At 71.2% G+C, this 11373-nt stretch carries 9 protein-coding genes; 4 read left to right on the forward strand and 5 right to left on the reverse strand.

All coding sequences use genetic code 11. From position 1 onward, the window contains the following. Nucleotides 1-163: 163 nt before the first annotated feature. Complete coding sequence (locus ACFWE1_RS04295; protein ID WP_189083791.1) at nt 164-1381, reverse strand: NADP-dependent isocitrate dehydrogenase; 1218 nt, start codon at nt 1379-1381, stop codon at nt 164-166. A gap of 217 nt (nt 1382-1598) precedes the next feature. Here ACFWE1_RS04295 and ACFWE1_RS04300 point away from each other — a divergent pair, with 217 nt between their 5' ends. From ACFWE1_RS04300 to ACFWE1_RS04310, 3 genes are read left to right on the forward strand one after another with little or no spacing between them, the layout of a single operon-like run. Continuing rightward, entirely contained in the window at nt 1599-2051 is a 453-nt protein-coding gene (locus ACFWE1_RS04300) for a GNAT family N-acetyltransferase (protein WP_376932286.1), read from the forward strand. A 2-nt stretch (nt 2052-2053) separates the two neighbouring features. After that, nucleotides 2054-2395, forward strand: a complete 342-nt coding sequence (locus ACFWE1_RS04305; RefSeq protein ID WP_376932287.1) for an MGMT family protein — start codon at nt 2054-2056, stop codon at nt 2393-2395. Continuing rightward, the gene (locus tag ACFWE1_RS04310; RefSeq protein ID WP_376932288.1) at nt 2316-3929 is read left to right on the forward strand and encodes a DUF222 domain-containing protein; all 1614 of its coding nucleotides are present in this window, start codon (nt 2316-2318) and stop codon (nt 3927-3929) included. The genes ACFWE1_RS04305 and ACFWE1_RS04310 overlap by 80 nt, the downstream gene beginning before the upstream one ends. Before the next feature lie 47 nt (nt 3930-3976). Here ACFWE1_RS04310 and ACFWE1_RS04315 read toward each other — a convergent pair whose 3' ends face one another. Further along, nucleotides 3977-5782: a sensor histidine kinase gene (locus ACFWE1_RS04315; protein ID WP_376933060.1), complete on the reverse strand. Its 1806-nt coding sequence runs from the start codon at nt 5780-5782 to the stop codon at nt 3977-3979. Nucleotides 5783-5879: 97 nt separating this feature from the next. After that, entirely contained in the window at nt 5880-6545 is a 666-nt protein-coding gene (locus ACFWE1_RS04320; RefSeq protein ID WP_376932289.1) for a response regulator, read from the reverse strand. Between the two features lie 218 nt (nt 6546-6763). Between ACFWE1_RS04320 and ACFWE1_RS04325 the strand changes: the two genes are divergently transcribed. Further along, on the forward strand, nt 6764-7162 hold the full coding sequence (locus ACFWE1_RS04325; protein WP_376932290.1) for a peptidoglycan-binding protein: 399 nt from the start codon (nt 6764-6766) through the stop codon (nt 7160-7162). A 144-nt stretch (nt 7163-7306) separates the two neighbouring features. Here ACFWE1_RS04325 and ACFWE1_RS04330 read toward each other — a convergent pair whose 3' ends face one another. Then, a complete protein-coding gene (locus ACFWE1_RS04330) occupies nt 7307-9112 on the reverse strand; it encodes an ABC transporter ATP-binding protein (RefSeq protein WP_376932291.1) in 1806 nt (601 codons plus the stop codon). Continuing rightward, nucleotides 9109-10884, reverse strand: a complete 1776-nt coding sequence (locus tag ACFWE1_RS04335; RefSeq protein WP_376933061.1) for an ABC transporter ATP-binding protein — start codon at nt 10882-10884, stop codon at nt 9109-9111. The genes ACFWE1_RS04330 and ACFWE1_RS04335 overlap by 4 nt, the downstream gene beginning before the upstream one ends. Nucleotides 10885-11373 lie beyond the last annotated feature (489 nt).

The following is an 11373-nucleotide window of genomic DNA, read 5'->3' on the forward strand; positions in this document are numbered from 1 at the left end:
CTCCCCCGCGCCGGTCACGGGCCCAGCCTACGACGCGGGCGGCGTTCGCGCCCGGCATCCGCCCGGCGCGGGGCATCCCCCGCGGCGTCGCACGGCCGGCACGACGAAGGGCGGATGCCGAAGCATCCGCCCTTCGCCGTCGGCCGCATCGCGGCCCGCGTCATCAGGCCGCGAGGCGCGCCTTCAGGTTCGCGTCGATCGCGTCGAGGAAGCCCTCGGTCGTCAGGTACTCCTGCTCCGGGCCGACGAGGAGCGCGAGGTCCTTCGTCATGGCGCCCGACTCGACCGTCTTCACGACGACGTCCTCGAGGGTGTTCGAGAAGTCGATGAGCTCCTGGTTGCCGTCGAGCTTGCCGCGGTGCGCGAGGCCGCGCGTCCAGGCGTAGATCGAGGCGATCGGGTTCGTCGAGGTCGGCTTGCCCTGCTGGTGCTGACGGTAGTGGCGCGTGACCGTGCCGTGCGCCGCCTCGGCCTCGACGATCTTGCCGTCGGGCGTGGTGAGCACGCTCGTCATGAGGCCGAGCGAGCCGAAGCCCTGCGCGACCGTGTCGGACTGCACGTCGCCGTCGTAGTTCTTGCACGCCCAGACGTACCCGCCCTCCCACTTCAGCGAGGAGGCGACCATGTCGTCGATGAGGCGGTGCTCGTAGGTGAGGCCGGCCGCGTCGAACGCGTCCTTGAACTCGGTGTCGAAGACCTCCTGGAACAGGTCCTTGAAGCGGCCGTCGTAGGCCTTCAGGATCGTGTTCTTCGTCGAGAGGTAGACCGGGTAGTTGCGCGAGAGGCCGTAGTTCAGCGAGGCGCGCGCGAAGTCCCGGATCGAGTCGTCGAGGTTGTACATGCCCATCGCGACGCCGGCGCCCGGGGCCTGGAAGACCTCGAACGACTGCGGCTCGGAGCCGTCCTTCGGGGTGAAGGTCATCGTGAGGGTACCCTCGCCCTCGAACTTGAAGTCCGTCGCGCGGTACTGGTCGCCGAAGGCGTGGCGGCCGACGATGATCGGCTTGTTCCAGCCCGGCACGAGGCGCGGGATGTTCGAGATGATGATCGGCTCGCGGAAGATCACGCCGCCGAGGATGTTGCGGATCGTGCCGTTCGGCGAGCGCCACATCTTCTTCAGGCCGAACTCCTCGACGCGGGCCTCGTCGGGGGTGATGGTGGCGCACTTCACGCCGACGCCGTGCTTCTTGATGGCGTTCGCGGCGTCGATCGTGATCTGGTCGTCGGTCTCGTCGCGCTTCTGGATCGAGAGGTCGTAGTACTCGAGGTTCACGTCGAGGTAGGGGTGGATGAGCTGGTCTTTGATGGCCTGCCAGATGATGCGCGTCATCTCGTCGCCGTCGAGTTCGACGACGGTGCCTTCAACCTTGATCTTCGACAAAGGGATGTCTCCTTGAATGCGGGCGGGGAAGCGGGCCCGTCGTGCGGGCTCGAGAACCGGCGGGGCGCGAGTTCGCGCCGCCGGACAGTTTACCGTGTCGCGCGAATATCTCGACATCGAGACATCCACCCCCGTCGTTCCGCGGTACCACCGGGGGTGCGGCGGATGCGACCGGAGGCGGATACCGGCGCGGGCCGCGAGCGGTTAGCCTGTTCGCATGGGTGCGCTGAGACTTGAAGAACTGTCCGCCTCGAACATCGTCGCGGCGAACACGCTGTCGCTGAAGCCCGGGCAGGAGCAGTTCATCGCCCCCGTCACCTACTCCGCCGAGGCCTCCGTCGTGAACCCCGAGACCGCCTGGCAGCGGGTCGCGCTGCTCGACGACCGGGTCGTCGGGTTCATCCACGGCAACTTCGACCCCGAGAACCCGCACGAGGAGTTCCGGGCCTGCATCTGGCGCATCAACGTCGACGCCGAGGTGCAGGGCCAGGGCGTCGGCCGCTTCCTCGCGACCGCCCTCGCCGAAGAGGCCAAGCAGCGCGGCTTCGACCGCATCACCGTGCTCTGGGAGCCCGGCGACGAAGGCCCCGAGGCGTTCTTCCACCGGGTCGGCTTCACCGACATCGGCGAGACCGCCTACGGCGACGTCATCGGGGCGCTCGAGCTCTGACGGTGGGCGCTGACTCGGCGAGTCCCGGTTCCGGCGAGCCGTTCGGCAGCTTCGCGGACGCCGTGCTCGCCGTCGTCGCCGATATCCCCGCCGGCCGCGTGGCCACCTACGGCGACGTGGCCGCGATCCTCGGCACCCGCGGGGCTCGCGCCGTCGGGCGGGTCATGGCGCTCTCGGGCGGCACCGTGCCGTGGTGGCGGGTCATCCGCGCCGGCGGGCATCCGCCGAGCGGGCACGCCGCGGAGGCCCGCGCGCACTACGAGCGTGAGGGCACGCCGCTCATCGCCGTCGACTCGGAGGACGGCTACCGCGTCGACCTCGCCGCCTGCCGCTGGCGGGTCTGAGCAGTCGTCCTCCACACCCCGGCCCCCAGCCTCCTCCCTCCACCGTCCGCATCGCCCCGGCCCGCGACCGCTCCACCTCGACGCAGCATGGACCCATGTCCGCCGCGTCCCCGCCCTTCGCCGAACTCGGCGACGCCGTGCGCGCGGCGGCCCGGGCCTGGCACCCGGCCGATCGCTCCGACCGCGAGCTCCTCGAGGCCCTTCGCGCGCTGAGCGAGCTCCGTCACGAGGTCGAGCGGCTCCAAGCCCTCGCCGCTGCCGAGGCGGCACGCCGCTCGCGAACCGTGTTCGGCGCGCAGGGGCTCGCCCGCCGCGACGGCCACGCGACGACGACGGCCCTCGTGCAGCACGTCACCGGGGCGACCCGGCGCGAGGCGGAGTCGCTGATCGAAGTCGGGCGCATCGCCGCCGAGGCGGCCCCGAACGGCAGCGGTGCGGGCGCTCCGGGCACCCCGCCCCTCGAGGCGCCCTGGCATGCGGCATCGGCCAGGCCATCGCACGCGGCGAGCTCACCGTCACCGTCGCCGACGCCCTGCGCTCGGGCATCGGCCCGATCGACGAGCTCGACGACCGCTCCCCCGCCGACGGCGAGCCGGGCGCCGAACCGCTCTCCGTCCGCATCGCCCGCGCGCTCCCCGAACTCATCGCCGTCTGCCGCAGTCGCACTCCGGAGCAGGCGAGACGGGCGGCGCGCTCCCTGCGCGAGCGACTCGACCCCGCCGGCGTCGAACGTCGCGCAGAGGCACAGCGGCGGGCGCAGTTCTGGCGCATGTGGCAGACCGAGTCGGGCATGTTCCGCGGGGAGTTCGAGCTCGAGCCGGTCGCCGGGGCTGAGGTCAAGGCGCTCTTCGACCGGCTCAGCCATCCCCGCCGTCTCGATCGGAGCGTCCGGCGGTCCTTCGGTCATCCCGTCCACGGCGAGCGCGCGTACGCCGAAGCGCGGATGCACCGTGAGCGCAACGCCGCCGAGGGGCTCGCGCAATTGCTGCGCGCCGGCGCATCGGTGAATCCGCGTCGCGTCCTCGGCGAGCGCCGACCCGCAGTGCATCTGATCGTGAACGCGGCATCGCTCGAGCGCGGCCGAGGCAGCGGCGCCCTCGAGGGGCACAGCGATCGCGTGCCGCTCGCGACGATCGCCGCCGGGCTCTGCGAGGGCTACCTCCCGGTTCGCTTCGACGGCGGGGCGGTGCTCGATCTCGGGCGCGACGAGCGCCTGTTCAGCGACGCGCAGAAGGCGGCGATGGCGGTGCGGGACGGCGGCTGCCGCGACCCCGAGTGCGATCGTCCGCCGTCATGGACCGAGGCCCACCACATCGCGCACTGGGGTCGTGACGACGGCCGCACCGATCTGGCCGACGGCATCCTGTTGTGCCGCCGAGACCACTTGCGGTACCACAACGAGGGGTGGGAAGTGCGCCGCGAGGGAAGCGACTACTGGCTGATCCCTCCACCCCGGGTCGATCCCCGGCAGCGCCCCCGCGCGATGCCGTCGAAGACCCCGGCCGATGTGCTCGATCCGTTCGCCCCTGACTAACGCGCTCGTGTCAGAACGCGCTCGTGTCAGCTCGGCTGCGGCTACAGCTACGGCTGTGGCCCGGCCGCGCCGCCGACGAGCGGCAGCCGCACGACGACCGTCGTCCCATGCCCCGGCTCGCTGACGAGGTCGAGGACCCCGCCGACCGCCTCGACGCGGTCGACGACCCCGACGATGCCGGTTCCGGCGTCGAGCCGGGCGCCTCCCGCACCGTTGTCTCGGACGCTGAGGCGGAGTTCGCTGCCGTCCGACACCGCGTCGATCCACGCGCGCGTGGCCCCGGCGTGCTTGTCGATGTTCGCGAGCGCCTCCGCCACGACGAAGTAGGCGGTCGCCTCGACGAGCTCCGGCAGGCGGCCGGGGACCTCGACCCGCACTTCGCTCGGCACCGAGCACCGACCGGCGAGCTCGGGCAGCGCCAGCGGCAGTCCGCCCTGGGCGAGGAGACTCGGATGGATGCCCTGGGCCAGTTCGCGAAGCTCTTTCAGCGCGGCGTTCAGGAGCAGGATCTCCGCGTCCACTTCGTCGGCGATCGCCGGGACGCCCCGATCCCGGGCCTGATCCGACGTCCGCCGCAGCCGCATGGCGAGCGACACGAGCTGCTGCTGAGCCCCATCGTGCAGGTCGCGTTCGATGCGCCGCCTGGCTTCGTCGCCGGCCTCGACGATGCGCTGCCGGGACTCGCGGACCTGCGCGAGCGTGCGCTCGATCTCGGAGCGGAGGCGACCGTTGTCCACCGAGAGCCGGAGCGCGCTCGACACGCCGTCGAGGAGCCGCATGTTGTCCGTCAGCACCCGGTCGTGGCGGATGAGCGCGATCGGCACGCCGAGCGGCGAGGCGACGGGGAGCACGCTCTGGCTCCCCCGGGGATCGGCGTCGCCGTCGGGGATCGGCGTGCCGGAGGCGTCGGCGTACACCCCGCGCTCTTCGTCCCACCAGTACACCCGCACCGAGGCGTCCCGGAGCGTCCGCGCGAGCGACTCGGCCCAGAGCCCCCGGTCGGCGCCTTCCCGGGTGATCCGCATGAGGTCGGCGACCCGTGCTCGCATGTTCCTGGCGTGCGCCACGCCCGCGACGAAGCTCACGGGAATCGAGGCGATCGCGATCAGCGAGATTGTCGCGAGCATCTGGTCGCCGCGCGCCTCCGCCGCGTAGCTGACCGCCTGCGCGGTGAGCGTCGTCGCCCAGGCGAGGAGCGCGAGCGGCATCAGGAAGGCGACGGTGCGGGCCGGCACGCTGCCTCGCATCCAGCGGAAGAGCAGCCGCACCGCGATGGCGAGCGCGAGGCCCACGCCGATGATCCGGTATCCGACGTCGATCGCGGCGAAGAGCTCCGGAACCGCGGCCACGCGGTACGGGTTCGACGCGCCGCAGGCGCACACCCCGTCGCCCGGTTCGGCCAGCAGCAGCACGGCGACGAAGTTCACCAGGGACGCGACCGCGGCGATGCCCACCACCCAGCGGTCGAAGCGCTCGCGCAGGATGCCGCGGGGGTAGATGAGCACGATGATCCCGGTCACGACCGCCCAGCTCAGGTCGAGTCCGCGGACGATCGGCCAGATCCACCCGAGGTCGCCGATGACGGCGTAGATCGACTGCGGGATCCAGAGCACGACGAACGCGACCATCAAGCGGGCGGGCCAGCGGCTCTCGCTGATCGCCCACGCCACGCCGGCGCAGGCGGCGAATACGAGCGGAACGAGCGCGTGCAGCGTCGCGTACGAGGTCTCCGGACGCGCCTCGGCCGGCGTCGCCCAATACCCGGAGATCGCCATCGCCAAGCTCAGGCCGACGGCGAGCGCGAGCGTGATCGCCCGACGGACGATCCGGCCGTTCCGGCCCGGTGCCATCATCACGTGATCACTCCTGCCGCCACGGCAGCGTCACTCCTGCCGCCATCCCGCCGCCGGCTCAGCATCGACGCGCCGCCGGCTCGGCGTCGGCCCGCCGTCACCGCTCGCCGAGGAGTGCGAGCACCGCGAGCACGCGGCGGTGGTGGTCGGGCGACTCCTCGAGCCCGAGCTTCTGCAGGATGCTCCGCACGTGCGTCTCGACCGTCTTCAACCCGAGGAAGAGCGACTGCGCGATCCCGCCGTTCGAGTACCCCTGCGCCATCAGCTCGAGCACCGAGCGTTCGCGCTCAGTCAACCTCGTGATCGGGTCGTCGACCCGGCTGCGGCCGACCAGCTGTTCGACGACCTCGGGGTCCACGACGGAACCGCCCGAGGCGACGGTCTCCACGGCGCGGACCAGCGTCTGCGGCTGGGCGACCCGCTCCTTCAACAGGTAGCCGGTGCCGCTGCCGGCGCCCATGACGCGGAGGGCGTACTCCGGCGTCGCGTACATCGACAGCAGCAGCACGCCGATCGTCGAACCGCTCGCCCGGATCCGTTCGAGTGCCACGACTCCCTCGTCGCTGTGGCCCGGCGGCATCCGGATGTCCAGGACCGCGGCATCCACCGGCAGCTCTTCGAGCACGGCGAGCAGTTCATCGGCCGTCCCGACGGATGCGACGACCTCGATGCCGGCGTCCTCCAGCACCTTCTGGATTCCCTCGCGGAGCAGCATCGCATCGTCCGCGATGACGACTCGCAGGGGCGTGGTCGAATCGCCCATGGCTCCTCCGTTCGACGGCGCTCGGGCGCGCGGCCGTGGGCGCACACACCGCCCCGCTCACTGTATCGCGCTGGAAACTGCAGGGCAGGTCCCAATCCGGGGGTGCCGTTCGCGGAGGCTCCGGACGGAAACGATGGGCAGCGCTGCCCATCGACACCCGTGGAGGGCCGTACGTACGATCGCCTCGCACGACCCATCCGCACCGATTGGAGATCACCGTGGAACTTCGAACCAAGCGACACAAGCTCACCCTCGCCGTCGCGGCGCTCGCGATGGCCGCGGCCGGCACGGTCGGCGCGGTGGGCACGAGCGCCGCTCCCGCCGAGGCGGCCGGCCGGTGCGTCGACTACAACTACTCCCAGGGCGGCTACTCGAGCTGCATCGGCTACATCCAACAGCTCGTCAACTACCACACGGGCGCCGGGCTCGCCGTCGACAACAACTTCGGGCCGAAGACGCGTTCCGCCGTCATCCGGGTGCAGTCGATCTTCCGCCTCACGGCCGACGGCATCGTCGGACCGCGTACGTGGAACATCATCTGCTACCCGCAGAAGGGCCCGGGCCCCATCCCCGGCTTCCCCTACGCGGCAGCACGTGCGGCGGGCTGCAGCATCTAGCCCTCCGCGCACGGCGCGCGGGCGCGCACGCACAACACGCAATACGCAATACGCAACACGCAACACGCAACACGCCTACGCGCCCACACACCACGAAGGCGGGTGACCCATCGGGTCACCCGCCTTCCGCTGCTCACGACCGGCTCACACGAGCGAGTCGCGCCACGCCGCGTGCAGCGCGGCGAAGCGGCCGTCGCCGCCGATCAGCTCGGCCGGCGAGCCGTCCTCGACGATCCGCCCGTGCTCCATGACGAGCACCCGGTCGGCGATCGCCACGGTCGACAGCCGGTGCGCGATGATGATCGCCGTCCGGTCGGCGAGGAGCTTCGTGAGTCCCTCCTGCACGAGCCGCTCGCTCGGGATGTCGAGCGAGCTCGTCGCCTCGTCGAGGATCAGCACCGCCGGGTTCGCGAGGAACGCCCGCGCGAAGGAGATGAGCTGCCGCTGCCCGGCGCTCACCCGGCCGCCGCGCTTGTTCACGTCGGTGTCGTAGCCGTTCGGCAGTCCCTCGATGAACTCGTGCGCCCCCACGGCCTTCGCCGCCGCGACCACCTCGTCGAACGAGGCGTCCGGCTTGCCGAGCGCGATGTTGTCCGCGACGGAGCCCGAGAACAGGTACGCCTCCTGCGTGACCATGACGATCGCGCGCCGCAGGTCCTTGGGGTGCAGCGTGCGCAGGTCGAGGTCGTCGAGCGTGACCGCGCCGTCGCTCGGGTCGTAGAACCGGGCGATCAGCTTCGCGAGCGTCGACTTGCCGGCGCCTGTGGAGCCCACGAGCGCGATCGTCTGCCCGGCCGGGATGTCGAGATCGAATCGCGGCAGCACGACCCGGTCCTTCGTGTACGCGAACTCGACGCCGTCGAAGCGCACACGGCCGCTCGCGTTCCACAGGTCGACCGGACGCTCGGGATCGGGGACGCTCGGCTCCTCCTCGAGCACGCCCGAGATCTTCTCGAGCGCGCTCGCGGCGGACTGGTACCCGTTGTAGAACATCGCGAGGTCTTCCATCGGGTCGAAGAACCGCTTCGTGTACAGCACGGCCGCGAGCAGCACGCCGACCTGCAGCGAGCCGTCGACGACGCGGAAGCCGCCGAGCACGATCGTCGCGGCCACCGCGGTGTTGCCGATGAGCGCGAGCCCCGGGTTGAACACCGCGAACAGGCCGAGCACCTTCGCGTTGACATCGCGGTAGTCCTCGACGAGCGCACCGAATTCCCGCTCGTTGCGCCGCTCCTTGCGGAAGGCCTGCACCGCACGGATGCCGGTCATCGTCTCCACGAACTGCACGATGAGTCGGGCGGAGGCGACGCGCGAACGGCGGAACAGCTGCTGCGAACGCACCTGGAACCACCGGGTCAGGATGCCGAGCGGCACGAGCGCGATCAGCAGCACCACGCCCGAAGGCCAGTCGAGGATGATGAGCATCACCGCGGTGAACACCATGTACATGAGCCCGCGCACGAGTAGGGTGAGCCCCTCGTCCATGAGCTCGCGGATGGCGTCGAGGTCGCTCGTCTGGCGCGAGATGATCCGGCCCGAGGTGTACGACTCGTGGAACTCGAGCGAGAGCTTCTGCGTGTGCAGGAACACCCGGGTGCGCAGGTCGATGAGCACGGCCTGGCTGATCCGCGCCGAGAGCCGGATGTACACCGCGATGAGGAACGCCCCGACGAGGCCGGTGACGACGTACGCGACGCCCGACAGCGCCGCCGGCCACCAGTTCTGCCCGATGAGGGCGGGGATGCCGGTGTCGATGCCGTAGGCGATGATCGCCGGGCCCGCCACCTGCGCGGCGGACGAGAGCATCACCGCGATGACGGTGAGCCACAGTGTGGGGCGGAGCGGATGCAGCAGCGAGCCGAGCAGCCGCATCGACCGCCGGCGGATCTGCCGCGATTCGGCGCGCGTGTAGTGCTCGCGCTCTTCTCCCTGAACGCCGGTGACGCTCATCGGGCGACCTCCTCTCGATCGGTCTCGGGTTCTTCGCGGATGGAGTCGGCCGGGTCGCTGCCGGCCCGTTCCTCCTCTTCGAGGCTGGAGATGACGAAGCGGTAGTGCTCCGACTCCCGCAGCAGCTCGGAGTGCGTGCCGACGGCCGTGATGCGCCCGCCCTCGAGCAGCGCCACCCGATCGGCCATCATGACCGTCGAGGGGCGGTGCGCGACGATGATCGCGGTGGTGTCGGCGAGCACGCTCCGCAGCTCCTCCTCGACCTTCGCCTCGGTGGTGACGTCGAGCGCGGAGAGCGGGTCGTCGAGCACGAGCACGGCCGGCTTCGCGGCGACCGCACGCGCGAGCGCGAGCCGCTGGCGCTGGCCGCCGGACAGGCTCATGCCCTCTTCGCCGACCTTCGTCTCGAGCCCCTCGGGCAACTCGTACGCGAAGCCGGCCTGCGCGATGCGCAGGGCCTCGTCGAGCACGCGCTGCGCCTCCGCCTGCACGGCCGGGTCGTCGCCGGCGAGCTCGGGGCGCCCGAGCAGCACGTTCTCGCGAACCGAGGCGCTGAACAGCGTGGCGTCCTCGAACGCCATGGCGATGTGCCGGCGCAGCTCCTCGCGGCTGAACGCGCGCACGTCGACCCCGTCGAGCGTGACGGCGCCGCCGGTCACGTCGTACAGGCGGGTCGTGAGTGCGGTCATCGTGGTCTTGCCGCTGCCGGTGAGACCGACGAGCGCCATGGTCTCGCCCGGCCGGACGACGAGCTCCACCCCGTCGAGCAGGTCGGGGAACCGCGACGGCGCATCCTGGTAGCGGAAATGCACCCCCTCGAACGCGAGCTCGCCGCGCGGGCGCTCGAGCGTGCGCGGCGCCTCCGGGTCGAGGATCGTGTTCTCGCTGTCCATGATGTCGAAGAAGCGGTCGGTCGCGGTGCGCGCGTCGAGCGCGAAGGCGAGCATGAAGCCGATCGACTCGATGGGCCACGCGAGTACCGTCGCGGTCGCGAAGAACGCGACGAGCTCGCCGACCGACAGCTGCCCGTTCGCTGCCAGCCAGATGCCGACGACGAGGCAGACGCCGAGCGCGATGGCCGGCACGACCATGATCCACACCCAGATGTTCGCGTCGAGGCGCGCCTTCTCGATCTCGGTGCGGCGCAGCGACTCGGCTTGCGCCCGGAACGTCGACAACGCGTGCTTGCCACGGCCGAACGCCTTGAGCACGCGGATGCCGTGCACCGATTCCTCGACCGCGGTCGCGAGGTCGCCCTGCTGGTCCTGGCTGAGGCGCGACTTCTCGGAGTATTCCCCCTCGAAGCGGTAGCCCGCCCACCAGAGCGGCAGCGAGCAGACGAGGAAGATGAGTCCGAGCAGCCAGTTCATCGACATCAGGATGCCGACGCCGACGACGATGATGACGAGGTTCGCCCCGGTCAGCACGAGGCCGAAGCTCAGCCAGCGGCGGATGAGGCTCAGGTCGCTGACGGCGCGCGAGAGCAGCTGCCCGCTCGGCCAGCGGTCGTGGAAGCTCACCGGCAGATCCTGCAGCTTCGCGTACAGAGCGTCGCGCATGCGCGCTTCGACCTTGGTGCCCGGTCCGACGACGAGCCAACGGCGGAGCGCGTAGAGCACCGACTCGATCGCTCCGAGCACGAAGACGAGGATCGCGAGCGGCCAGACGGCGCTCGCGTCGCGCTGCGCGAGCGGACCGTCGACGATCTGCTGCATCACCTGCGGGATCGCGAGCGCGAAGAGCTGGGCGATGAGTGCCGCGCCCATGCTCATCGCGAAGGCGGGCAGCGCCGGCCCCGCGTACTCGCGGAGGCGCCAGAGCGCGCGCACCGCACCGAGGCGGGGCGCCTCGGCGACGTGATCGGGCGGATGGGTGGGTGGGGTGGTCAAGGATGGCCCTTTCGGAACGGCGTGCGGCGGCGAGGGCCGCGCACGCGGAGTCGTGCGATGAGGTGCGGATGGCGGACCGGAGCGTCGTCGACGACGGCGGACGGTGCCGAAGCAGAGTGCGAGCCTGAACCCGAGGGAGCCGGATCCGGTGCTTGGGTGTGGAGCCCGGAGCGCCGGCGAGCGAGGCTCCTCCGGGAGCTCGCGACCCGGGGGCGCCCGGGAATGGTGGCCGCGGGAGCGGCGCTTCGGCCGGACCGAGTCCGGCTCGACGGGTCGGAGCTAGTGCTCCGGCGTGGCAGCGGGACGGCGCGGGGCGCGGATGCCAGCGCCAGCGACCGCGACCGAACGGGCGGAAGTGTGGGCTGTTGACAT

Source organism: Agromyces sp. NPDC060279, from assembly GCF_042726785.1.
Lineage (GTDB): Bacteria > Actinomycetota > Actinomycetes > Actinomycetales > Microbacteriaceae > Agromyces.

Excerpts from the sequence above, each read along its gene's own strand:
- ACFWE1_RS04300 (WP_376932286.1), top strand. The coding sequence starts at position 1,599 with ATGGGTGCGCTGAGACTTGAAGAACTGTCCGCCTCGAACATCGTCGCG.
- ACFWE1_RS04315 (WP_376933060.1), bottom strand. The coding sequence starts at position 5,782 with ATGATGGCACCGGGCCGGAACGGCCGGATCGTCCGTCGGGCGATCACG.
- ACFWE1_RS04320 (WP_376932289.1), bottom strand. The coding sequence starts at position 6,545 with ATGGGCGATTCGACCACGCCCCTGCGAGTCGTCATCGCGGACGATGCG.
- ACFWE1_RS04330 (WP_376932291.1), bottom strand. The coding sequence starts at position 9,112 with ATGAGCGTCACCGGCGTTCAGGGAGAAGAGCGCGAGCACTACACGCGC.
- ACFWE1_RS04335 (WP_376933061.1), bottom strand. The coding sequence starts at position 10,884 with ATGAGCATGGGCGCGGCACTCATCGCCCAGCTCTTCGCGCTCGCGATC.